The following is a 22,712-nucleotide window of genomic DNA, read 5'->3' on the forward strand; positions in this document are numbered from 1 at the left end:
AAACCGCTTCCTCACGCCGCAGTAGCGCGTCGCTGTCCACTGCGGCATGGTAGCGTTCACAATGATTCGGGGAGGGGTTATGCGTTCGGTTCGGACTTCGGCGATCTGCGCGGTGGTCGCGTCGCTGGCGTGGGGGGGATTGGCCCGTGCGCAATCGACGTCGCCGGCACTCGCCAACATCTTCGCCGATCATGCGGTCCTGCAGCGGGATCGGCCGATCGCGATCTGGGGCAATGCCGCGCCCGGCACATCGGTCACGGTCATGCTGAACGATCGGAGCGTCACTGCGCAGGCCGGCGGCGACGGCAAGTGGCGGGCGACCTTGCCGGCGATGAAGGCCGGTGGCCCCTATGTGCTGGAGGTCAGCGGCGGGAACGCGGCGGCGCAGCGGCTGTCCGACATCATGATCGGCGACGTGTTCCTGTGCGGCGGACAGTCGAACATGGAATTTCAGGTCAAGCACGCGACCGGACTGGACGTGATCCCGTCGGCCAACGACGCATCGCTGCGGTTCACGACGATCCCCGACAGCAGCAAGACCGCGCCTGCCGGCGACCTTGCCAAGCGGGTCGACTGGCGCAGCGTCACGCCCGAAACGATCGGCGACGCATCGGCGGTCTGTTATTTCATGGCGCGCTCGCTGCGCGGGACCGAAAAGGTGCCGATGGGGTTCATCGCGTCCGAATGGGGTGGCACGCGGATCGAAAGCTGGATCAGCGCCCCGGCGCTGGCGACGCAGCCGGGCTTTACCGACGGACTGAACGCCATCGCGACGTTCGATCGCGATCCGGCCGCGGCAACGGCGGCGGACGGTGCCCGGCGCGAAAAGGCGTGGGAAGCACTCGACCCTGCTGCCAAGACCGAGCGCGCGTTTCAGGCGGCGACGTATGACGATCGCCGCTGGGCCACGGTGCCGGCGCAATATGAACAGTTGCCCGCCGCCGATCGCGACCGGTTGGACGGGGTGGTATGGCTGCGCACGACCGTCGATCTGACCCCGGCACAGGTTGCGGCGGCGCAGACGCTGCGGCTGGGACCGATCGCACGATACGACGAAACTTATATCAACGGTCGTTTCGTCGGCGGTGGGAGCGTCGATTGGGCATGGCGCAGCTACGGCGTACCCGCCGGATTGCTGCGCCCCGGCCGCAACGTCATCGCCATCCGTGCGGTCGGCGCGAAGAAGGACGGGCGGTTCACCGACATGAGCATCCGCACGATCGGGCTGGCCGATGGCGGCGCGGTGCCGTTGTCGGGACCTTGGCGGTACCGCCTCGGCGCCGCAGTGAAGGACGGTTCGGTCGGCCCGGCGCCATGGGACGTCCCGAACAGCCTCACCACGCTGTACAACGGCATGATCGCCCCGATCGCGCCCTACGGCCTGAAGCTGGCGGCATGGTATCAGGGGGAGTCGAACACCGGACAGCCGGCGGCCTATCGCGGATTGATGACGACATTGATGGCCGATTGGCGGCGGGCATTCGCATCGCCCCAGCTGCCGTTCTTCGTCGTCCAGCTCACCGGCTATGGCACCCCGGCGACCGCCCCGCGTGAGTCCGGTTGGGCGGCACTGCGCCAGTCGCAGGCGCAGGCGGTTGCCGCCGATGGCCATGCCGGCCTCGCCGTGACGATCGATGTCGGCGACCGGTTCGACATTCATCCGGCGCAAAAGACGGTGATTGGCGAACGGCTGGCACGGCTGGCGCGGGTCGTCGCCTATGGCCAGCCGGGCTTGCGCAGCGGCCCCGAAGCGGCCGACGCGGTGCGGCAGGGGAGCGATATCGTCGTCCGCTTCCGCAACGTGACCGGTGGATTGCAACGCTATGGCGGGGCAGGGGCGATCGGGTTCGAACAATGCGCCGGCGCGACCTGCACCTATGTCGACGGGCGCGTACAGGGCGATACGGTGATACTGCCCGGTGCGGGCCGGCCGGAGGTGACGGCGGTCCGCTATGCCTGGGCCGATGCGCCGTTCGTCAACCTGTTCGACGGGGCCGACCTGCCGGCCGCACCGTTCGAACTGCCGGTGCGCTGATACGCGCGGGGCGGCGGGATGTGCCCCCGCCGCCCGCCCGATCATTCGACGACGAAGCTGGTCGTCGCGATGTGATGCAGCTTGTCGACCGGGCCGGCCGCAACGCGCAGCTTGCCGGTTTCGGCCTGCGCAGCGGTCAGCAGATAACGGCCCTTGCCCGCGACCGGCACCACGAATGCGCCGGCGGCGTCGGCGCTCAGTTCGACGCTCTTGCGCTCCGGCGTGATGACGGTGACCTTGGCGGCGGGGATCGGCTTGCCGCCCTGCATCAGCGCGAAGCGGTTGCCACCGGCGGTCAGCGGCGCGATCTCATAGGGCATCCGGGTCGTGGTATCGGCGCGACCGGCGCGCGCGTAATAGGCGACGCCCTCCTTCGCGCCGTCCTCGCCCCATGGCGCGAACACCGAATTGTCGATCACGCGGACATCGCCCGCGGGCAGGTTCGCTTCGAGAAAGCCGGCCTTGCGTTGAAGACGGGCGTTGGCCTGTCCGACGATCCTCGGCGTGACCAGCCGTTTGAACTCGGGATCGCCACCCGGCGGCAGGGCCTCAGCAGGTTCGCCGAGATAGATGCGCGCTGGGCCGCTGCCGTCGCGTTCGACCCACACTTCATGCGCCCCCGCCAGCGAGGGCAGCGCCAGTGCGAGAACAAGGGTCAGCAATCGCATAACTTTTCTCCCGGTCGCTGGCGGTCTGCACCAGCCATCTGCCTCATAGATATAATGAGAGTGGGTCGCAATAGCGTTGCATTGTCGGTTTCTTGGGTTTAGAGCGCCACATATTGCAAATGACTCGCAAAGGGGAAATGATGGCGCGTCCGGTACGCACGATGACGTTGGCAGGGCTATTGGCGCTCGTGATGGCGGCTCCCGCACTGGCCGAACCGGTGCTGCCGGCGGACGAGGACGCGCAACGCGGCGATGACATTCTGGTGGTCGGCAAAAGCTATGGCCAGGCGGTCGGCAAGACCGTCACGCCGCTGAAGGACGTGCCGAACACGGTGACCGTGATCGATCAGGTGCAGTTGCAACAGCGCAACCTGTTCACGCTGGAGGACGCACTGACCGTCACCAACGGCGTGACCGTGACCGGCATCGGCAGCGAGGACCCGTCCTATCTGTCGCGCGGCTTCATCATCAGCAACTATCTGGTCGACGGCGTGCCGACCTTTTCCTTCGCGTTTCCGGCGGTCGTGCCCGACCTGTTCCTGTACGACCGGGTCGAGGTGTTGCGCGGGCCGGCAGGGCTGTTCAGCGGCGCGGGCAACCCGGCGGGCAGCATCAATCTGGTCCGCAAGCGACCGCTCGACCGGTTCGCGGTCAGTGCGATGGCGGGCTATGGCAGCTTCCAGAATTTCCGGGGTGAGGTCGACGTGTCGACACCGCTCGACGATCGCTCCGGCCTGCGGCTGGGCGTCATGGCGCAGGATCAGGACCAGTTCTTCGACATTGCCCATCGCTACCGTTTTGCGGCATTCGGGGTTGCGGATACCGAGATCGGTGACGATACGACGCTGACCGTTGGCGGCAATTACGACCTGTTCAAGCCGGCGATCCAGTCGGGGTTGCCGGGCTTTGTCGGCGGCGCGGACGGTAGCGACGGCCGGTTGCTCGACGTCGATCGCTCGACCTATCTCGGGGCCGACTGGAACCGGTTCCGGTCGGAAAGCTGGTCGGGTTTCGTCGAGATCGCGCACCGGATCAGCGACCGCTGGACGTTGCGCGCAACGGGGATGCTGACCGATGTCGATCGCATCGATATCTACAGCTATATCGGCAACCAGCCGGTGACGCCGGCCAATGGCGGCACCACCAACCACATCGCCTATCGCGGCGACAGCGCGATGCAGACGCGCTCGTTCGACTTCAACGGCGTCGGCAGCTTTTCCGCGTTCGGCCGCGATCAGACGTTGATCGTAGGGGCCGATTATCAGGCGAGCTCGGCGACGTCGGACTTTACCCGCCTGTCCAACTATGCGCGGATCAACGTCTACAATCCGGTATCGCCCGCCGAACCGCCACTCGACCCCTATGGTCCGTTGCCGGCATTTTCGGGGCCGAACGGTCCGGTCACGCAGGTCTATGGCGGGTCGGCGACCGAGGTCGAGCAATATGGCCTATATGGGCAGATGCGGCTGAGCCCGGCCAAGGGACTGACGCTGGTCGGCGGCGGGCGCATGACATGGTGGGACACGACCGTCGCCACGACGCGCGTCGCGACCGGTGCGATCCCGCTACCGACCCGCTACAGCTTCGACGAACGCTTCACCCCCTATGCCGGGGTGGTGTGGGACGTCACCGACGACCTCAACCTCTATGCCAGCTATGCCGACAGCTTCACGCCGCAGGCACCGCCGGTCGGCCGCAGCCTGCCCGGCGGCGGAGCGATCCAGCCGCTGATCGGCGATCAATATGAGGCGGGCACGAAGCTGTCGCTGATGAACCAGCGCCTGTTGCTGTCGGCGGCGGTCTATCAGATCACGCAGCGCAACCGCCTGTTCAACGATCCCGACGAACCGACACTGACCTATCAGATCGGCAGGGTTCGCGCGCGCGGGATCGAGGCGGAGGCGAGCGGCGAGATCCTGCCCGGTTGGCGTGTCAATGGTGGCTATAGCTTCACCCGGACCCAATATCTGGAGGATGCCAATCCGGTGCTGGAGGGGTTGAGCCTGTTGCCGGTCATCCCCGAGCATATGGTCAAGCTGTTCACCAACTATGACGCGGGCGAAGGTCCGCTGGCCGGTGCCAGCGTCGGCGCTGGCATCACGTGGTTCGACAGTACGTGGAGCGGCAATCCGCCGGCCTTCAACGCCAACGGTACGCTGCGCACGGCGTCGACGATCGTGCGACAGGGCAGCTATGCGGTCGCCGATGTGCGCGCGGGCTATCGCATTAACGAGAAGCTGTCACTGGCACTGAACGTCAACAACCTGTTCGACCGTACCTATTACGCCCGCATTTCCTCGACCGGGCGCGGCAATTATTATGGCAGCCCGCGCACGGTGTTCGCCAGCCTGCGGGTGACGATGCCATGACCGCGACCGGGCAGGCACGCCATGTCCTCTGGCGGCGGCTGGGCGACAATGCGCTGCGGCTGATCGCGGCGATGCCGGTCGGCTATGCCGTCGCCAGCCTGTGGGCGATGGCGCTTGCCCGGATCCTGCCGGGCGATCCGGTGCAGACGACGATGGCGGCGGCGCTGATCGCGCTGCTGCTCTGCGCGCTGGCGGCGATGTGGGCCTATGCCGCGCGCAGTGGCTGGCGGGCGCTGTGGACGCTGGTCGTGGCGGGTGGCATCGCGGGGGCGATCACCTGGGGATCGATCGCGCTGTGGGGACGGGTATGAACAAGGGGTTTCGCCAGTCGCAATCGACGCTGCACACCTGGTCGGGCCTGCTGCTCGGCTGGTTGTTGTTCGCGATCTTCGTCGCGGGTACCTCGGCCTATTGGCGGGAGGCGCTGAACCGCTGGGCGCGGCCTGAACTGGCCCCGATCGCCAGCCGCGAACGGGTGGTCGAGGGGGCAGTGACGTTTCTGACCCGCCGCGCGCCCGATGCGCAAAGCTGGTTCATTACCGTCCCCGGCGCAGAAAGCGCCGGCGGCGACGTGTTCTGGGTACCACAGGCCAAGCCCGGCGAGGAACGCCGCCGCGGACGCCGCGACACCCGCGCCTTCATCGGCAGCGACGGGCAGGAGGGGACCGCGCGCGAGACGCGTGGCGGCGACTTCTTCTACCGGTTCCACTTCGATCTACATTATGTCCCGGTGCTCTGGGCGCGTTGGCTGGTCGGTATCGCCGCGATGTTTATGCTGGTCGCGATCTTCACCGGCATCGTCACCCACAAGAAGATTTTCCGCGATTTCTTCACGCTGCGGCGGGGCAAGGGGCAGCGGTCGTGGCTCGATGGCCATAACGCCAGCGCGGTGCTGGCGCTGCCGTTCCACCTGATGATCACCTATACCGGGCTGGTCACGCTGATCGCGATGCTGATGCCATGGGCGATCGTCGCCAATTACGACGATCCCGCCAAGCTCTATGCCGCCGTCTTCCCCGAAGCGCCGGCGGCCGAACGGACCGAACGTCCCGCACCGCTGATCGATCTTGCCACGGTGCTGCGCGATGCCGAGCGGCGGGTCGGCGGCGAGATCGGCTATATCACCGTCTTCAATCCCGGCGATGCCGCCGCGCGGATCACGCTGACCCGGTCGGGCACGTCGATGTTGTCGGCGCGGACACCGGCCATCGCCTATGACGGCGTCACCGGTCGACTGGTGTGGCAGGGACCGCCGGCGGGCGGCGCGGTCGAGACGCAGGGGGTGATGGTCGGGCTGCATGCCGGACGGTTCGGCGACTATCCGATGCGCTGGCTGTATTTCCTGTGCGGAATCACCGGGTCGCTGATGGTCGCAAGCGGGCTGGTACTGTGGACCGTCAAGCGGCGCGAGCGGCTGCCCGATCCCGCCCGCCCGCATTTCGGCTTCCGGCTGGTCGAGCGGCTGAATGTCGGGTTCGTCGCCGGCTTCCCGATCGCGATGACGCTGTATCTTTGGGCCAACCGGTTGCTGCCGGTCGGTTCGATGGGTCGCGCCGATGCGGAGGTCAACGTCATGTTCGCCGGCTGGGCCGCGCTGTTCGTCTATGTGCTGGCACGGAAACCGGCACGCGCCTGGGTCGAACTGCTGACGTTGCAGGCGGCACTGCTGCTCGCCCTGCCGCTGTACAACATCATCGCGCTGCCGACCGGACTTCCCGCGACGATCGCGCGCGGTGACTGGGTGCTGGCCGGGGCCGACCTGACCTTGCTGGCGCTGGGGACGGGGTTCGGCTTCGCGGCGTGGCGGGTGCACCGCTTCCGTCCGACGATACGGCGACGTGCCGTCCGCACCACGCCATCGATCGACACCGCAAGCTGGGCACCCGCCGAATGATCCTGATCGCATTGTTCAGCGCGCTCGCCGCCTTCGCGCTGCTGGCGCTCGCCAGCGAACGGCATCGCAACCGCTGGCAGGGCATCGACCGGCGTTGGCGACGACGTGGCGGCTGGGCGCTGGTCGTCGCGACCTTTGTCGCGGCCTTCGCGACATGGGGGCCGGTCTATGGCGCGATCGGCGGGACCGGCCTGCTGATGCTGGGGGCGGGCGCGAGTTTCCTCGCGCTCAACCTCACCCGACCGTAAGCGCGCTCGCCCATGGTTCGAACGCGTCGCGGGCGCGCGCCGTGTACATCTTCTTGCGATCGGCCTTCTTGGTGCGGCCGGGGATCGGCGGCATCAGTCCGAAATTGACGTTCATCGGCTGATAGGTCTCGGCCACCGCCGCGCCGGTAATGTGGTGCAACAACGCGCCCATTGCTGTTTCGACCGGCGGCGGCGCGACGCTGCGCCCGGCCAGCTCGGCGGCGGCGAAGCGCCCGGCCAACAGCCCGACCGCGGCGCTTTCGACATAGCCCTCGCATCCCGTCATCTGCCCGGCGAAGCGCAGATGCGGCCGCGCCTTCAGTCGCAGCGTTTCGTCGAGCAGCTCGGGCGAGCGGATGAAGGTGTTGCGATGCAGCCCGCCCAATCGGGCGAACTCGGCATTCTCGAGGCCGGGAATGGTGCGGAACAGCCGGACCTGTTCGCCATGTTTTAGCTTGGTCTGGAACCCGACGATGTTCCACAACGTGCCCGACGCATTGTCCTGCCGCAGTTGCACCACCGCATGCGGCCAGCGCCCGGTGCGCGGATCGTCCAGCCCGACCGGCTTCATCGGTCCGAAGCGCAGCGTGTCCAGGCCGCGTTCGGCCATTACCTCGATCGGCATGCAGCCTTCGAAATAGGGGACGTTTTCCCATTCGCGGAACTCGGCTTTTTCCCCGGCGATCAGCCCGGCGTGGAAAGCCTCATATTGTTCGCGGTTCATCGCGCAATTGATGTAATCCTTGCCGTCGCCCTTGTTCCAGCGACTTTGGAACCATGCCTGCTCCATGTCGATCGAGTCGCGATGGACGATGGGTGCGATGGCGTCGAAAAAGGCGAGCGCCTCCGCGCCGGTCGCGCTCCCGATATCGCCGGCGAGGCCGGGCGCGGTCAGCGGCCCGGTGGCGACGATCGTCATGCCGCTGTCGGGCAGGGTATCGATCCGTTCGCGGACGATGGTGATGTTCGGATGTGCCGCCAGCGCGGCGGTGACGCCCGCCGAAAAACCGTCGCGATCGACCGCCAGCGCGGACCCGGCCGGCACCTTGTGCTCGTCGCCCTTGGTCATGATGAGCGAGCCGAGCGCCCGCATTTCGGCATGGAGCAGCCCGACCGCATTCGATTCGGCATCGTCGGACCGGAAACTGTTCGAACAGACCAGTTCGGCCAGATCGTCGCCCTGATGGGCGGGCGTGCTGTCGCCACCACCCCGCATTTCGGACAGGCGGACCTTCGCCCCGGCCTCTGCCAGTTGCCACGCAGCCTCGGACCCGGCGAGGCCGCCGCCGATGATGTGAACGTCATATTTCATGTCTGGGCGTCTAGGCCCGACAAGCCCAACCGGCAATGAACGTACGAAACGGACCGTCGATTTATTGGGTTATGCGTTGGTGGCGTACGACGAAGGGAGGGCGCATGAAAATCTACACCATCGGCTATGAGGCGGTGACGATGGCCGAATTCGTGGCGGCGTTGCAGGCGGCGGGCGTGCGGCGGGTCATCGACGTGCGCGCGCTGCCCCTGTCGCGGCGGCCGGGCTTTTCGAAATCGTCGCTCGCCGCCGAACTGTCGACGCACGCGATCGACTATGTGCATTTGAAGGCGCTCGGCACGCCCAAGTGCGGGCGTGACGCGGCGAAGAAGGGTGACGTCGCCACGCTCCGCGCGGTGTATGACGAACAGCTCGAACTGCCCGAAGCGCAGGCGCAGGCGGCGATCATGCTGGGGCTGGCCGCCGAAATGCCATCGGCGTTGCTCTGTTTCGAGCGCGAGCCGGCGCACTGCCACCGCACCTTGTTGCTCGAAGCGGTCGGACAGGGGGCGGAGGTAGTGGAGTTGTACGCCTAAATCCTCCCCATCACAGATGGGGAGGGGGACCGCCGCGTAGGGCGGTGGAGGGGCAATGCCCCAAGCGACACCGTTTGCGGCGACGCCCCTCCACCAGCCTGCAGCTGGTCTCCCTCCTCGTGCCGGGAAGGAGTTAGCCCGCTACCGGCCGCTGAACCCGCCCCGCATCATCCCGATGCAGCGGCCCGTACGCCACCACCACCTCCAGCGGAAGCGGGCCGTACACATGCGGGAACAACTGCCCGCCGCGCGACGGCTCCCACTTCACCGCCTCGCCCAATGCTTCCAGATCGACCTCGGCTACATGCAGATCGTCCTGCCCGGCGAAATGCTTGTCGACCGTTTCCGTCAACTGTTCGAAGGTCGACAGGTGGATATAGCCATCGGCCAGATCGACCGGCGCGCCGTCGAAGCTGCCCGTCTCCAGCGCCGCCATCTGCGCGGCGGTCAGCACCTTGAAGGCGGTCGTGGCGGTCATTCCTCGATATCCTTCTCGCTGATCGTCGCGGGGCCGGTGCCGTCGTCGAGGACGATATCGCCTTCGGCCGGCGGCATCGCGGCACGTTCCTCGGCGACGATCGCTTCGGCTTCGTTCTCGGGGTTCTCGTCCTCGTCGATCTTCGCCGCCGACACGACCTGTTCGCCCATGCCGACACGGAAGATGGTGATCCCCTGCGTATTGCGGCCTGCCACCCGGATATCACCGACGGTGGTGCGGATCAGCTTGGCCTGATCGGTCACCAGCATCAGCTGCTCGCCATTATGCGCCGGAAAGCTCGCCACGACCGGACCGTTGCGGTCGGAGGTGACGATGTTGGTAATCCCCTGACCACCGCGATTGGTCCGGCGATATTCATAGGCCGAGGTACGCTTGCCAAAGCCGTTGGCGGTAACGGTGAGGATGAACTCCTCCGCCGCCTCGAACTCGGCCATGCGTTCGGCCGACAGCGTGACCTCGCGGTCGCCTTCCTTCCATGGTGCCGCCTTCAGATACGCCTCGCGCTCGTCGGCGCTCGCCTCGAACCCGCCAAGGATCGACAGCGAGATGACCTCGTCGTCCTTGCCCAGCGCGATCCCGCGCACCCCAGTCGAGGTACGGCTCTGGAACTCGCGCACGTCGGTCGCGCTGAAACGGATCGCCTTGCCCGCCCCGGTCGCGAGCAGCACGTCGTCGGTCTCGGTCAGCAGCGCCACGCCGATCAGCCGATCGTCGCTATCGTCGTCGAAGCGCATCGCGATCTTGCCCGCGGTGGGCACGTTGGCGAACGCATCCATCGAATTGCGGCGTACCGTGCCGTTCGCGGTCGCGAACATCACGTGCAGGTCGGCCCAGCGTTCCTCGTCCTCGGGCAATGGCAGCACGGTCGAGATCGTCTCCCCCGCCGCCAGCGGCAGCAGGTTCACCATCGGCCGTCCACGCGTCGCCGGCCCACCTTCGGGCAGGCGCCACACCTTCATGCGATACACCTTGCCGGCGGTCGAGAAGAACAGCACCGGGGTGTGGGTGCTGGTCACGAACAGGTTCGTGATCGCATCCTCGTCCTTCGTCGTCATGCCGGCGCGGCCCTTGCCGCCGCGCTTCTGCGCACGGAACGCGTCGAGCGGGGTGCGCTTGATATAGCCCTGCACCGTGACGGTAACGACCATCTCCTCGCGCTCGATCAGGTCCTCGTCGTCGATCCCGTCGGCGGCACCGGCGATCTCGGTCCGGCGCGGCGTCGCGAATTCGGCGCGGATCTCGACCAGTTCCTGCCGCATCACCGCATAGAGCATGCCCCGGTTGCCGAGGATTTCGAGCAGGTGGCTGATCGACGCTGCCAGCGTCTTGAGTTCATCGCCGATCTCGTCGCGGCCGAGTGCTGTCAGGCGATGCAAGCGCAGATCGAGGATCGCACGGACCTGCAGGTCGGACAGCCGGTACACGTCGTCGGTCAGGTCGGCCTCGACCGCCTCGACCAGCTTCAGATAGGGCGCGATCTCGGCGACCGGCCATTCGCGTGCCAGCAATGCGGCGCGGGCGGCGGCGGGGCTGTCCGACCCGCGGATGATCCGCACCACCTCGTCGAGATTGGTGACTGCGATGACGAGGCCGAGCAACAGGTGCGCCCGCTCGCGCGCCTTGGCCAGCTCGTATTTCGACCGCCGGGTGATGACCTCCTCGCGGAAGCCGACGAACGCGTCGATGATCTGGGAAAGGTTGAGCAGTTCGGGCCGACCGCCACGGATCGCCAACATGTTCGCGGCGAAGCTCGACTGCGCCGGCGTGTGCCGCCACAGCTGGTTCAGGACGACATCAGGCGTTGCGTCGCGCTTCAGGTCGATGACGATGCGCACGCCTTCGCGGTTCGATTCGTCGCGGATGTCGCTGACGCCCTCGATCCGCTTGTCCTTGGCCGCCTCGGCGATCTTTTCGACCAGCCCCGACTTTCCGACCTGGAACGGGATTTCGGTCAGGACGATCGACCGCCGCTCGCCCCGCGCCTCGACGGTGTGGCGCGACCGCAGGATGATCGATCCGCGCCCGCCGGCATAGGCCGCACGCGCCCCGGCCCGGCCGAGCATCAGCGCACCGGTCGGGAAGTCCGGTCCGGGCACGATCTCGCACAGTTCCTCATGGGTCAGCGGCTCGCCGCCCTCGACCCGGCGGTCTATCGTGGCGAGGCAGGCGTCGACCACTTCGCCCAGATTGTGCGGCGGGACGTTGGTCGCCATGCCGACCGCGATCCCGCCCGCGCCGTTGACCAGCAGGTTCGGAAAGCGCGCCGGCAAGACGGCAGGCTCGCGCTCCGACCCGTCATAGTTCGGGACGAAATCGACCGTATCCTTGTCGAGATCGTCGAGCAGCGCCATCGCCGACTTGGCAAGCCGCGCCTCGGTATAGCGCATCGCGGCGGGCGGATCAGGGTCCATCGAACCGAAATTGCCCTGACCATCGATCAGCGGCAGCCGCATCGACCATGGCTGTGCCATGCGCGCGAGCGCGTCGTAGATCGCGGTGTCGCCGTGCGGGTGATATTTACCCATCACGTCACCGACGATACGCGCCGATTTGCGATACGGCTTGCCGGGAACGAAGCCGCTTTCCTGTGCCGAGAACAGGATGCGGCGATGGACCGGCTTCAACCCGTCGCGCACGTCGGGTAGCGCGCGCGATACGATGACGCTCATCGCATAGTCGAGATAGCTCGACCGCATCTCGTCCACGATCGAGATGGGGGCGATATCGGATGGGTCGGCGATCAGCGTCGCGTCTGTCAAAGTTCGATGCTTTCGGGGAATGTTTCGGTTGGGCGACAACCTAGCCGGTCGGGTCGCGAAAGCCAAGCGTCGCGGCTTCGTTCGGCGGGTGCCCGGAACATGCTGCGGCGCAAAAGGTTGCCCGCCCATGCGCGATGTACAACGGTATCTGAACACACTGCCCCCGGCCGCCGCCGATCTCGCCACGGTCGCCGGGTCGGTGCTGGCGGCGCTGCTGCTGCACGCCGTCGCCTTTCGCCTGTTGCTGCGTTTTGCCGAACGTACGCCGGGATCGGTCGACGACGTCTATGTCGACCATGCGTTTCGGCCGATGCGCTGGATATTGGTGGCGATGGGACTGGCCAGCGTCCGCAAGCCGCTGCGCCTGCCCGATCGCTGGGACGATCTGTGGACGCAGATGGCGGGGCTGATCGTGCCGCTGCTGATGGGATGGTTCGCGATCGCGATGATCCGCGCGTCGGTAAAGGCGGTGGAGGTCGCGACCGACATCACCGTCGCCGACAATCTGCGCGCCCGGCGTCGGCGGACACGCAGTGCCATATTGGGGCGGATCGCGATCATCGCCATCGGCTTCATCACCGTCTGCCTGATGCTGCTGTCGATCCCCAGCATCCGCTCGATCGGGGTCACGCTGATGGCATCGGCGGGCCTTGCCGGTCTCGCGGTCGGTGCCGCCGCGCAGCCCGCGCTCAAGAACATCATCGCCGGCGTGCAGATGGCGTTCACCGAACCGATCCGCATCGACGACGTCGTCATCATCGAGAATGAATGGGGCCGGATCGAGGAAATCCGCCTGACCTATGTCGTCGTCCGCCTGTGGGACGAACGTCGACTGGTGGTACCGGTATCGAAATTCCTCGAATCGAGTTTCCAGAACTGGACGCGCACGACCAGCGGCCTGCTGGGATCGGCGTTCTTCTGGCTCGACCCCACGACCAACATCCCGCGCCTGCGCGCGCGGTTCGAGGAACTGGTGAAGAGCGATCCGCTCTGGGACGGGCGGGCCTATGTGTTGCAGGTGACCGATACCAAGCCCGACGCGATCGAGGTTCGCATCCTCGCCACCGCCTCCGACGCCGCCCGCGCCTTCGACCTGCGCTGTTCGCTGCGCGAGGGGATGCTGGCCTATATCCGCGACGAGATGCCCGAAGCGTTGCCGCGCCGGCGGGTGGCGGTTGATGGGGGAGGGGAGCAACTCGTTTCCACCAACGTCACCCCAGCGCAGGCTGGGGTCTCCCGCGGGTAGGGACTGACAGGAGCCGGGAGATACCCCAGCCTACGCTGGGGTGACGTGTGCGGCTGGAAGCGAAAACCCTACTTTCTCCGCCCAGCCACGAACGCATCGACATTGCGCCCGAGCACCGTCATCGGCACCCCGCCGCCCTGCACGACCGCATCGTTGAACGCCTTGAAGTGATAACGTCCGCCAAGCGCGGCCTTCGCCCGATCACGCAGCCGGTTGATCTCCGAATGGCCGACCTTGTAGCCGCAGGCCTGCCCCGGCCACGAACAATAGCGATCGACCTCGCCGGTCACCTCGTCGACGCTCGACCCGTTGGTGCTGGCGAACCAGTCGATCGCTTGGCTGCGCGTCCAGCGTTTCGCGTGCAGCCCGGTATCGACCACCATCCGGCACGCCCGGAACGCGATCGACTGGAGATAGCCGAGCCGCCCGACCGGATCGCCCTCATACGCGCCCAGTTCGTCGCCCAGCTGCTCGGCATAGAGCGCCCATCCTTCCGAAAAGGCGTTGAATTGCAGCAGCGAGCGGATCAGCGGCAGGCGGAAGCTGTATTCCCCCTGCCAGACATGGCCGGGAATCGCTTCGTGATAGACCAGCGTGGGCAACGAATAGCGGGTCCAGATGCCGGTGGTGCGCAGGTTGATCCACATCTTGCCCGGCACCTTGCCGTCGATCGAACCGGCCCCGCCATACGCACCCGGCGCACCCGCTTCCTCGACCGGCGGGATGCGGCGGACCTCGACATTGCCCGGTGCCAGCGTGTTGAACGCGCGCGGCATCCGGGCGCGGATATCGCGCAGCCGGTTCTGCACCAGTTCCATGATCTGCGCGCGTCCGGCATCCCCTTCGGGAAAGACGAAGCGCGGGTCCTTGCCCAGCGCCGTCATCCGCGCGCCGACGCTGCCCTTGCTATAGCCCAGCCCCTTCAGGATCACGTCCATCTGCGACTGCAACCGGGCCAGTTCGTCGCGGCCCATCGCATGGACCTCGTCGGGCGTCATATTGGTCGTCGTCGATGCGCGCAGCCCCCAGCGATACCACGCATCGCCATCGGGCCGCGCCCACATGCCGGCATCCGACGTCGCCTTCTTCCGGTCGTCCTGCATCGCCGCCAGCTGCCGTTCCAGCGCCGGCTTGACCTTGTCACGGGTGATGGCGGCCGCCTGATTGCCCCAGTCGCCGGGAATGTCTTTGGTACGCCGGGTGAGCGACGTCACCACGTCCCAGCCGGCCGGATCGCCCGCCAGCGCCTGCGTCATCTGCTTCAGCGTCTTGTCCAGCAGGAAGTCGGGCGGCACCACGCCACGTGCCGACGCGGCGCGCACCCGTGCCGTCTCCCCGCCCAGCTGCGTCGCATAGCTTTCCAGCCGCGCCAAATACGCATCGGCATCGGCCTTCGTCGCAATGCTGTGATCGCTGTCGAGGAAGCGCGGCACGTCGAGATAGGCCCCGACATTCTGGATCACGACATAGGGCGTGTTGCGCCACCCGCCGACGGCGACGTCACCGTACGGCAGGGCGAACCCGTCGAGCGCGGTTTCGAACGCGGTCCGCACGACATCGATATCGGTGCGCGTCGCTGCCGAGACTTTGGCCGCGTCGATCGTCTTCAGCGTCGCGACATGCGCGCGCAGATGATCGGCGACGGCGCGCTGTCCGGCTGCCGACCGATCGCCCAGCCGCGCCTTCAGCGCCGCGCGCGCGCCGGTATCGATGCCCAGACCGCTTGCGGACTCGGGCGAATCGACCAGCATCGCCTCGGCGATCCGCGACAGCGTCGCCTCGGCTGTCGTGTCCGCGGCGCTGGCGGCCACCGCCGCGTTCTGCGCGCGGGCGGGCAGGGCGGTGGCGAGCGTCGTCGCGGCGGCTCCGGCGATCCAGTCGCGGCGGGTCAGGTCCATCGGCAATCCCTTGTAAACGAAGCATCGGGTGAACGAAGTGTCGGTGCCTTGTCCCGTCCCCGGCGCCGCGCGTCAATCGTCCGCCACGACCGTCAGCGTCGATCCGCTGACCCCGACGATCCGGACGCGGTGGCCGACCGGCAGATCGGGTCCGCGCGCGATCCATTCGCTGTCGCCGACCCGCACGCGGCCGCAGCCGCCGACCATCGCCTCGACCACCACGACCTGCTGCCCGATCAGCCGCGCCGCGCGATCGTTCAGCAACGGATCGTCGCTGTCGACCGGATATTCGGCGTACCAGCGCCGTCCGATCAGCACCGTCACCACGCTCCACGCACCGAACACCGCCAGTTCGGCCGGCAATGTCAGCGCCGAAAACAACAGCGCCAGCAGACCGGTGATCGCCGCCGCGATCGCCACGAACACGACGAATACGCCCGGCACCGCCAGTTCGGCGGCACCGAGCGCCGCCGCCAGCAACAGCCAGCCATAGCCGCCGTCGATCATCGCGCGGGCGGTTCGAACGGACCGACCGGCCGATCGCGCAGCGCGGGTGCCGGCGTTCCGTCCGTGGTTTCGCTCAGCGCTTCCTTCGCCAGCTGGCCGATCCCGCCCAGCGTCCCGATCAACTGCGTCGCCTCGACCGGGAACAGGATCGTCTTGGCATTGGGGCTGGTCGCGAACTTGCCGACCGCCTCGACATATTTCTGGGCGATGAAATAATTGATCGCCTGCGTACCGCCCGACTTGATCGCGTCGCTCACCACCTGCGTCGCCTTCGCCTCGGCTTCGGCGGCACGTTCGCGCGCTTCGGAGTCGCGATACGCCGACTCGCGCCGGCCTTCGGCTTCGAGGATGCGGGCCTGTTTCTGTCCCTCGGCACGCAGGATTTCGGACGCACGCGTGCCTTCCGCTTCCAGAATATTGGCGCGCTTCTCGCGCTCGGCCTTCATCTGTCGGCCCATCGCGTTGACGATGTCGGCGGGCGGGCGGATGTCCTTGATCTCGACCCGGGTGATCTTCACGCCCCATGGATTGGTGGCGTGGTCGACGACCCCCAGCAACCGGGCGTTGATCTCGTCGCGCTTCGACAGCGTCTCGTCCAGATCCATCGACCCCATCACCGTGCGCAAATTGGTGGTCGTGATCTGCTGGAGCGCGACATACAGGTCCGACACCTCATAGGCCGCCTTGGCCGGGTCAAGCACCTGGAAGAACACGACTCCGTCGGTCGACACCATCGCATTGTCGCGGGTAATGATTTCCTGTCCCGGTATATCGATCACCTGCTCCATCATGTTCACCTTCCGGCCGACACGATAGAAAAAGGCGGGGTAGAAGTTGAACCCGGGTCGGGCGACCGCGGTGAAGCGACCGAAATGTTCGATCGTGTATTGATGCCCTTGCGTGACGATCTTCACGCTCGCGAACAGGTAGAGCAGCACCATCAGGACCAGTGCCGCGATCACGCCCACTATCATCGTTCATCCCCGCTTGCCTCGACCTCGACACGTCTAGCATAGCGCCCGCATGGAACCCACCATCCCCCTTGCGCCGCGCAGCGTTTTGTTCGTCCCCGCCGCCCGCCCCGGCATGATCGAAAAGGCTGCGGGCCTGCCCGCCGACCTGATCGTCCTCGACCTTGAAGATGCGGTCCGGGCGGATGAAAAGGCGGCGGCGCGCACGGCGTTGCCGGCGGCGATCGGCCGCGTCGGACTGCGTGCCGCCATTCGGGTCAACGCCCCCGACAGCGCGCATTTCGCTGCCGATCTGGCAGCGATCCGGGATATCGCCGGTCCGCTGATCGTCGTGCCGAAGGTCGAAGGTAGCGCGGACGTCGCCGCCCTTACCGGGCGCGCGGTGCTGGCGATGATCGAAACGCCGCGCGGTGTGCTGGCCGCGGCGGAGATCGCCGCATCGCCGGGCGTAATCGGGCTGATGATCGGCACCAACGATCTTACGGCGGCCCTGCGCCTGCCACCGGATGCGGGGCGGGGGGCGATGGTGCTGGCGTTGCAGCAAGTGGTGCTCGCCGCGCGGGCGGCGGGCGGCTGGGCGATCGACGGCGTGTTCAACGCGCTCGCCGATGCCGAAGGGTTGGCGCGCGAATGTGCGGAGGGGCGCGCGCTCGGCTTCGACGGGAAATCGCTGATCCATCCCGGCCAGATCGCGCTTGCCAACGCCGCCTTCTCTCCCAGTCCTGCCGAACTGGACGAGGCACGGGCGCTGATCGCCGCCGCGACCGGCGGAGCGGAGCGGTTTCGCGACCGGATGATCGAGGATATGCACGTCGAAACCGCGCGAAGGTTGATCGAACGCGCGCGTTGACGCTTGCCCGTCACGTTTCGGATCGATAGTGGGGCGCATGTCGCTCCGCACGATCCTCGGACTCGCCGCCCTGCTGAGCAGCGGCTCGTCGGCCCTCGCCCAGCAGATCACGCCACAAATGCTGCGCGACCATGTCGCGGTGCTGGCCAGCGATGCCTATGAAGGCCGCGAACCCGGCACGCCGGGCGGTGACCGGGCCGAAGCATATGTATTGCAGGCCTTCGCCGCCGCCGGTCTCAAGCCCGGCGCGCCCGATGGCCGCTGGCGGCAGGAAGTGGCGCTGGCCGAATATCGCGCGGAAACGATCACCGCCTTCGTTCGGCAGGGCGATCGTACCACGCCGCTGACCGCCGACCAGATCGCAGGACTCGGCCTGTCCGCCAAGACCAATATCCAGCGCGCCCCGCTCGTCTTCGTCGGGCGCGGCGATCCGGCGCAGATGCGCGGTACGCCGCTGAACGGTGCGATCGCGGTGCTCATCGGCGGTACCGCGCCCGATGCGCCGCCGGTCCCGACCGCCGACCGCAACGCGGCACTGCTGGCGGCGGGTGCGATCGGAGTGCTGCTGATCGCGCCGGCGCAGGCGCCATGGACCGATGTCGCTCACAGCTTTACGAGCGCGACCGTCGCCGGCATCGCCAGGCGTCCCGATTTCAGTGGCGTCGTGCCCGCCTCGCTTGCCGAAACGCTGCTGGGCCGATCGGCGGCCGATCTGCGAAAGGCCGCCATCGCCGCGGAGTTCCGTCCGATCCGTGCCGCGACGACGATCGATATCGCCGCGACCGGCGCCGTTCATCGCTACACCACCGCCAATATCGTCGGCATGATCCCCGGCACGACGCGCCCGAACGAAGCCGTTCTACTGTCGGCGCATTGGGATCATATCGGCATCTGCCGTCCCGAAGGCGCACCCGACCGGATCTGCAACGGCGCGGCCGACAATGCCAGCGGCACGGCGATCCTGATCGAAGTGGCCCGGGCGCTGACCAAGGGACCGCGCCCCGAACGCAGCATCTATTTCGTCGCGACGACGGCGGAGGAGAAGGGCCTGATCGGTGCCGACGCCTATGCCGCTGCCGTCGCCAAAACCCCGCTGAAGATCGTCGCGAACCTCAATATCGATACTGCCGCGATCGTGCCGACCGGCATGCCGGTGGCGATGGTCGGGCGCGGCAATTATCCGAAGATCGACGCGATCGTCGACGCCACCGCCCGCGCGATCGGCCGCAAGGTCGATACCGATACCGAAGCGAACATCATGGTGCAGCGGCAGGACGGCTGGGCGTTCGGCAAGCGCGGCATCCCCGCCGTCATGGTGACCGGTTCGGTCAGCGACATGAAGCGGTTGTTCGCCTATCTCGACGGCCCCTATCACAAACCGAACGACGACCTCGCGCATATCGACATGTCGGGTGCCGCCGAGGATGCCGACCTGCATGTCGCGCTCGCCCGCGCGCTTGCCGACCCGATCCGCTACCCCGCCAACTGAAGACGAGACGACGCCTGTTATGGATATCACCCTCGGCCTGACCTTCGACGACGTACTGCTGGTTCCGCAGGAATCGGACGTACTGCCCAGCCAGGCCGACCCGCGCACCCGCGTCGCACGCGATCTGGCGCTTAACATCCCGTTCCTGTCCTCCGCGATGGACACGGTGACCGAAGCCGACATGGCGATCGTCATGGCGCAGCTGGGCGGGATCGGCGTGCTCCACCGCAACCTGACCGTCGAGGAACAGGTCGCGGCGGTGCGCGCGGTCAAGCGGTTCGAAAGCGGCATGGTCGTCAACCCGATCACCATCACCGCCGACGCCCCGCTCTCGGCCGCGCGCGCGCTGATGGAACGGCACCGGATCAGCGGCATTCCGGTCGTCGAGGGTTCGGGCAAGCTGGTCGGCATCCTGACCAACCGCGACGTCCGCTTCGCCGAAAATCCGAACCAGCCCGTCGCCGAGCTGATGACGCACGAAAACCTCGCCACGGTCCGCATCGGCGTTTCGCAGGAAGAGGCGCGTCGCCAGCTGCACCATCGTCGCATCGAAAAGCTGCTGGTCGTCGACGACGACTATGCCTGTGTCGGCCTCATCACCGTCAAGGATATCGAGAAGGCGGTCACCTATCCCAACGCGACCAAGGACGGGACCGGCCGTCTGCGCGTCGCCGCCGCGACCACGGTCGGCGACAAGGGTTACGAGCGGACCGAGGCGCTGATCGCGGCCGAATGCGACCTGATCGTCATCGACACCGCGCACGGCCACAACCGGCAGGTTGCCGAGGCGGTGAAGCGCGTAAAGGCGATCGCACCGCATGTGCAGGTCATCGCCGGCAACGTCGCCACCGGCGAAGCGACCCGCGCGCTGATCGATGCGGGTGCGGACGGGATCAAGGTCGGCATCGGTCCGGGTTCGATCTGCACGACCCGCGTCGTCGCCGGCGTCGGCGTGCCGCAGCTGACCGCCGTCATGGACGCGGCAAAGGCAGCGGCGGGAACCGGCGTTCCGGTCATCGCCGATGGCGGCATCCGCACCTCGGGCGACGTCGCCAAGGCGCTGGCCGCCGGCGCATCGGCGGTGATGATCGGATCGCTGCTCGCCGGTACCGAAGAGGCACCCGGCGAAACCTTCCTGTATCAGGGCCGCGCCTATAAGAGCTATCGCGGCATGGGCTCGGTCGGTGCGATGGCCAAGGGTTCGGCCGACCGTTATTTCCAGCAGGATATCAAGGATCAGCTGAAGCTGGTACCCGAGGGGATCGAGGGGCAGGTCGCGTTCAAGGGGCCGGCCAAGGACGTCATCCACCAGCTGGTCGGCGGGGTGAAGGCGGCGATGGGCTATACCGGATCGAACACCATCACCGATCTGCAGGAGCGTGCCCGCTTCGTCCGCATCACAAATGCTGGGTTGCGCGAGAGTCACGTCCATGACGTGACGATCACTCGCGAAGCGCCGAACTACCCGACACGCTGACGATCGGCGGCTGCGTGTCGCCGGCGGCACGCAGCCTTTTCGACGCGTCCGTGCTCTTTCCCGCTACCGCGCGTTCGACGGTACGGCACCGCGCGTGTGGCTTCGGACACTGGATTGATCCAGGTTATGTTGGTAGCGTCGGGCATGGTTTTTCTGGACAATAGCGTATGACTCCGGCGGCACGTACCCAGGCGGCGATCGATCTGGTCGATGCGATCCTCGACGCCGCACGCACCGGTGGGGCGGCGGGCGATCAGGTCGCCAAACGGTTTTTCGCCGCCCGCCGCTATGCCGGGTCGAAGGATCGCCGCGCGATCCGCACCCTCGCTTATGATGCGGTCCGCCGGTTCGGCGCGGTACCGGTCAATGCCCGCGCCGCGATCGTGGCGCTGGCCGAAAGCGATCAGGATCTCGCCGCGACGTTCGACGGTTCGTCCTATGGCCCCGCGCCGATCGCTGCCGGCGAACCCCGCGCCGAGCCGGGTTTCGCGCCGGAATGGCTGGTCGATGCGTTGCGGCACTCGGGGCTGGACGATGCCGACCTTGCCGCGCTGCTGGAGCGCGCACCGCTCGATATCCGCGTCAACCGCCTGCGGACCGATCGCGATGCGCTGCTCGGCGAACTGGGCGGCGAACCGGCGGCCGATCTGCCCGACGCGATCCGGCTGCCCGCCGACACGCTGCCGGATAGCGAGGCGCTGCGCGACGGTCGTGCCGAGGTGCAGGATTTCGGCAGCCAGATCGTCGCGCTCGCCGCCTGCGCCGAACCGGGCGGCTTCGCCATCGACCTGTGCGCCGGTGGCGGCGGCAAGACGCTGGCGATCGCCGCGCAGATGGCGGGGGAGGGGCGCATCCTCGCCACCGACACCGATCGCCCGCGTCTGTCGCGGCTCGCCCCCCGCGCCGCACGCGCCGGGGTGTCGGTCGCCGAACCCCGGCTGCTCGATCCGGGCAAGGAAGCGGCGATGTTGGCGGATGTCGCCGGGCAGGCCGATTGGGTGATGGTCGATGCGCCGTGTTCGGGTACCGGCACCTGGCGGCGCAACCCGGAGGCGCGCTGGCGGCTGACCCCTGACCGGCTCGACCGGGTGGTTGCGACACAGCAGCGGCTGCTCGACATTGCCGCCGGCCTTACCGCGCCGACCGGCACGATCACCTATGTCGTGTGCTCACTGCTCGATGCCGAAGGCGCGGGGCAGGTCGATGCGTTTCTGACCCGCCATCCCGAATGGCGCGCGCTGCCGCTTGCATTGCCGCGCGGGCGCGTCCACGGTCCGGGAATGCGCCTGACCCCGGCATCCGATTCAACCGACGGCTTCTTCGTCGCACGGCTCGGCCGGGGATAAGGCAGTGTCGCGGTCGGAGAAGTTGATGCGGTTCACCTCGGTTTCGGTCGCGGCCGCGCTCGCGCTGGTATGCGCTTCGACGTCGCTCAGCGGGCAGCGTCCCGATAATCAGATCGACCCGCGTTCGACCGCTCTGCTTCAACAGGGGCGCGCGGCACAGGCATCCGGCAATATCGAGGGCGCGGTCGGACTGATCGAAAGCGCCCTCGTAGTCGATCCGCGCAACCGGCCCGCCTATATCGCGCTGGCCGATATCGCACGCGGGCAGGGATTGCCGGGAAAATCCATCCGCCTGTATCGCGAAGCGCTGAGCCTCGAACCCAATGACGTCGTCGCGCTGAAGGGCGAGGGTGAGGCGCTGGTCCAGAAGGGCGCTGTCACCAAGGCGCGCGAAACGCTCGCAAAGCTGAAGACCGTCTGCGGTGCTACCTGCCCGGCGAGCGACGAACTGGCAGCGTCCATCGCCAAGGGGCCCCCGGTGACAGCGACCGCGCTTCAGACGCCGCCGACGGTACCGGTGCCGGGCAAGGTCGCTCCGACGAACCAGTAATCGCCTTTGCGCGGTCATGTGCGGCGCTTGGCATCGAAAACGCAGGGGAGAGATGCGA

The 22,712-nt window shown here is 67.2% G+C and carries 19 protein-coding genes; 12 read left to right on the forward strand and 7 right to left on the reverse strand.

The genetic code is table 11. The annotated features are described in order from the left end of the window. Positions 1-79 precede the first annotated feature (79 nt). Positions 80-2,035: a sialate O-acetylesterase gene (locus ASE50_RS10685; protein ID WP_082438965.1), complete on the forward strand. Its 1,956-nt coding sequence runs from the start codon at positions 80-82 to the stop codon at positions 2,033-2,035. A 41-nt stretch (positions 2,036-2,076) separates the two neighbouring features. On the opposite strand, the gene ASE50_RS10690 is transcribed toward ASE50_RS10685, so the two are convergent. Continuing rightward, positions 2,077-2,703 carry a hypothetical protein gene (locus tag ASE50_RS10690; RefSeq protein WP_056399828.1) on the reverse strand — a complete coding sequence of 209 codons (627 nt, stop codon included), beginning with the start codon at positions 2,701-2,703 and terminating at the stop codon, positions 2,077-2,079. Positions 2,704-2,822: 119 nt separating this feature from the next. On the opposite strand from ASE50_RS10690, the gene ASE50_RS10695 reads away from it, so the two are divergent. From ASE50_RS10695 to ASE50_RS10710, 4 genes are read left to right on the forward strand one after another with little or no spacing between them, the layout of a single operon-like run. Next, complete coding sequence (locus ASE50_RS10695; RefSeq protein ID WP_235512295.1) at positions 2,823-5,072, forward strand: TonB-dependent siderophore receptor; 2,250 nt, start codon at positions 2,823-2,825, stop codon at positions 5,070-5,072. Further along, entirely contained in the window at positions 5,069-5,383 is a 315-nt protein-coding gene (locus ASE50_RS10700; protein ID WP_056399832.1) for a hypothetical protein, read from the forward strand. The genes ASE50_RS10695 and ASE50_RS10700 overlap by 4 nt, the downstream gene beginning before the upstream one ends. Then, positions 5,380-6,966, forward strand: coding sequence for a PepSY-associated TM helix domain-containing protein (locus ASE50_RS10705; protein ID WP_056399835.1), 1,587 nt, complete (start codon positions 5,380-5,382; stop codon positions 6,964-6,966). The genes ASE50_RS10700 and ASE50_RS10705 overlap by 4 nt, the downstream gene beginning before the upstream one ends. Further along, complete coding sequence (locus tag ASE50_RS10710; RefSeq protein ID WP_056399838.1) at positions 6,963-7,214, forward strand: DUF3325 family protein; 252 nt, start codon at positions 6,963-6,965, stop codon at positions 7,212-7,214. The genes ASE50_RS10705 and ASE50_RS10710 overlap by 4 nt, the downstream gene beginning before the upstream one ends. Here the strand turns inward: ASE50_RS10710 and trmFO are convergent. Then, positions 7,201-8,526 carry a methylenetetrahydrofolate--tRNA-(uracil(54)-C(5))-methyltransferase (FADH(2)-oxidizing) TrmFO gene (trmFO, locus tag ASE50_RS10715; RefSeq protein ID WP_056399840.1) on the reverse strand — a complete coding sequence of 442 codons (1,326 nt, stop codon included), beginning with the start codon at positions 8,524-8,526 and terminating at the stop codon, positions 7,201-7,203. The genes ASE50_RS10710 and trmFO overlap by 14 nt on opposite strands. 104 nt (positions 8,527-8,630) lie before the next feature. Here trmFO and ASE50_RS10720 point away from each other — a divergent pair, with 104 nt between their 5' ends. After that, complete coding sequence (locus ASE50_RS10720) at positions 8,631-9,062, forward strand: DUF488 family protein (RefSeq protein ID WP_056399843.1); 432 nt, start codon at positions 8,631-8,633, stop codon at positions 9,060-9,062. Positions 9,063-9,195: 133 nt separating this feature from the next. Here ASE50_RS10720 and ASE50_RS10725 read toward each other — a convergent pair whose 3' ends face one another. Further along, complete coding sequence (locus ASE50_RS10725) at positions 9,196-9,540, reverse strand: DUF952 domain-containing protein (protein ID WP_056399846.1); 345 nt, start codon at positions 9,538-9,540, stop codon at positions 9,196-9,198. Beyond that, complete coding sequence (gyrA, locus tag ASE50_RS10730) at positions 9,537-12,320, reverse strand: DNA gyrase subunit A (RefSeq protein ID WP_056399849.1); 2,784 nt, start codon at positions 12,318-12,320, stop codon at positions 9,537-9,539. Before gyrA ends, ASE50_RS10725 begins: the two co-directional genes overlap by 4 nt. A 127-nt stretch (positions 12,321-12,447) precedes the next feature. On the opposite strand from gyrA, the gene ASE50_RS10735 reads away from it, so the two are divergent. Beyond that, entirely contained in the window at positions 12,448-13,566 is a 1,119-nt protein-coding gene (locus ASE50_RS10735) for a mechanosensitive ion channel family protein (protein WP_056399852.1), read from the forward strand. A gap of 68 nt (positions 13,567-13,634) precedes the next feature. On the opposite strand, the gene ASE50_RS10740 is transcribed toward ASE50_RS10735, so the two are convergent. The 3 genes from ASE50_RS10740 to ASE50_RS10750 all read right to left on the reverse strand — a co-directional run bounded on the left by ASE50_RS10740 (position 13,635) and on the right by ASE50_RS10750 (position 16,945). Further along, positions 13,635-15,464: a DUF885 domain-containing protein gene (locus ASE50_RS10740; protein ID WP_056399855.1), complete on the reverse strand. Its 1,830-nt coding sequence runs from the start codon at positions 15,462-15,464 to the stop codon at positions 13,635-13,637. A gap of 72 nt (positions 15,465-15,536) precedes the next feature. Then, positions 15,537-15,971: an NfeD family protein gene (locus ASE50_RS10745; RefSeq protein ID WP_056399857.1), complete on the reverse strand. Its 435-nt coding sequence runs from the start codon at positions 15,969-15,971 to the stop codon at positions 15,537-15,539. After that, positions 15,968-16,945 carry an SPFH domain-containing protein gene (locus ASE50_RS10750; protein WP_056399860.1) on the reverse strand — a complete coding sequence of 326 codons (978 nt, stop codon included), beginning with the start codon at positions 16,943-16,945 and terminating at the stop codon, positions 15,968-15,970. The genes ASE50_RS10745 and ASE50_RS10750 overlap by 4 nt, the downstream gene beginning before the upstream one ends. A 49-nt stretch (positions 16,946-16,994) precedes the next feature. On the opposite strand from ASE50_RS10750, the gene ASE50_RS10755 reads away from it, so the two are divergent. From ASE50_RS10755 to ASE50_RS10775, 5 genes are all read left to right on the forward strand, one after another. Continuing rightward, positions 16,995-17,792, forward strand: coding sequence for an HpcH/HpaI aldolase/citrate lyase family protein (locus tag ASE50_RS10755; protein WP_056399863.1), 798 nt, complete (start codon positions 16,995-16,997; stop codon positions 17,790-17,792). A 37-nt stretch (positions 17,793-17,829) separates the two neighbouring features. Next, on the forward strand, positions 17,830-19,281 hold the full coding sequence (locus ASE50_RS10760; protein ID WP_056399869.1) for a M20/M25/M40 family metallo-hydrolase: 1,452 nt from the start codon (positions 17,830-17,832) through the stop codon (positions 19,279-19,281). A gap of 19 nt (positions 19,282-19,300) precedes the next feature. Beyond that, positions 19,301-20,758 carry an IMP dehydrogenase gene (gene guaB, locus ASE50_RS10765; RefSeq protein WP_056399872.1) on the forward strand — a complete coding sequence of 486 codons (1,458 nt, stop codon included), beginning with the start codon at positions 19,301-19,303 and terminating at the stop codon, positions 20,756-20,758. Positions 20,759-20,925: 167 nt separating this feature from the next. Continuing rightward, a complete protein-coding gene (locus tag ASE50_RS10770; RefSeq protein WP_056399875.1) occupies positions 20,926-22,104 on the forward strand; it encodes an RsmB/NOP family class I SAM-dependent RNA methyltransferase in 1,179 nt (392 codons plus the stop codon). A 25-nt stretch (positions 22,105-22,129) separates the two neighbouring features. Continuing rightward, positions 22,130-22,654: a tetratricopeptide repeat protein gene (locus tag ASE50_RS10775; protein WP_056399929.1), complete on the forward strand. Its 525-nt coding sequence runs from the start codon at positions 22,130-22,132 to the stop codon at positions 22,652-22,654. Positions 22,655-22,712 lie beyond the last annotated feature (58 nt).

Origin of the sequence: Sphingomonas sp. Leaf5, from assembly GCF_001421155.1 — a bacterium.
Lineage (GTDB): Bacteria > Pseudomonadota > Alphaproteobacteria > Sphingomonadales > Sphingomonadaceae > Sphingomonas.

Excerpts from the sequence above, each read along its gene's own strand:
- ASE50_RS10685 (WP_082438965.1), top strand. The coding sequence starts at position 80 with ATGCGTTCGGTTCGGACTTCGGCGATCTGCGCGGTGGTCGCGTCGCTG.
- ASE50_RS10690 (WP_056399828.1), bottom strand. The coding sequence starts at position 2,703 with ATGCGATTGCTGACCCTTGTTCTCGCACTGGCGCTGCCCTCGCTGGCG.
- ASE50_RS10695 (WP_235512295.1), top strand. The coding sequence starts at position 2,823 with ATGACTCGCAAAGGGGAAATGATGGCGCGTCCGGTACGCACGATGACG.
- ASE50_RS10700 (WP_056399832.1), top strand. The coding sequence starts at position 5,069 with ATGACCGCGACCGGGCAGGCACGCCATGTCCTCTGGCGGCGGCTGGGC.
- ASE50_RS10705 (WP_056399835.1), top strand. The coding sequence starts at position 5,380 with ATGAACAAGGGGTTTCGCCAGTCGCAATCGACGCTGCACACCTGGTCG.
- ASE50_RS10710 (WP_056399838.1), top strand. The coding sequence starts at position 6,963 with ATGATCCTGATCGCATTGTTCAGCGCGCTCGCCGCCTTCGCGCTGCTG.
- trmFO (WP_056399840.1), bottom strand. The coding sequence starts at position 8,526 with ATGAAATATGACGTTCACATCATCGGCGGCGGCCTCGCCGGGTCCGAG.
- ASE50_RS10720 (WP_056399843.1), top strand. The coding sequence starts at position 8,631 with ATGAAAATCTACACCATCGGCTATGAGGCGGTGACGATGGCCGAATTC.
- ASE50_RS10725 (WP_056399846.1), bottom strand. The coding sequence starts at position 9,540 with ATGACCGCCACGACCGCCTTCAAGGTGCTGACCGCCGCGCAGATGGCG.
- ASE50_RS10735 (WP_056399852.1), top strand. The coding sequence starts at position 12,448 with ATGCGCGATGTACAACGGTATCTGAACACACTGCCCCCGGCCGCCGCC.
- ASE50_RS10740 (WP_056399855.1), bottom strand. The coding sequence starts at position 15,464 with ATGGACCTGACCCGCCGCGACTGGATCGCCGGAGCCGCCGCGACGACG.
- ASE50_RS10745 (WP_056399857.1), bottom strand. The coding sequence starts at position 15,971 with ATGATCGACGGCGGCTATGGCTGGCTGTTGCTGGCGGCGGCGCTCGGT.
- ASE50_RS10750 (WP_056399860.1), bottom strand. The coding sequence starts at position 16,945 with ATGATAGTGGGCGTGATCGCGGCACTGGTCCTGATGGTGCTGCTCTAC.
- ASE50_RS10755 (WP_056399863.1), top strand. The coding sequence starts at position 16,995 with ATGGAACCCACCATCCCCCTTGCGCCGCGCAGCGTTTTGTTCGTCCCC.
- ASE50_RS10760 (WP_056399869.1), top strand. The coding sequence starts at position 17,830 with ATGTCGCTCCGCACGATCCTCGGACTCGCCGCCCTGCTGAGCAGCGGC.
- guaB (WP_056399872.1), top strand. The coding sequence starts at position 19,301 with ATGGATATCACCCTCGGCCTGACCTTCGACGACGTACTGCTGGTTCCG.
- ASE50_RS10770 (WP_056399875.1), top strand. The coding sequence starts at position 20,926 with ATGACTCCGGCGGCACGTACCCAGGCGGCGATCGATCTGGTCGATGCG.
- ASE50_RS10775 (WP_056399929.1), top strand. The coding sequence starts at position 22,130 with ATGCGGTTCACCTCGGTTTCGGTCGCGGCCGCGCTCGCGCTGGTATGC.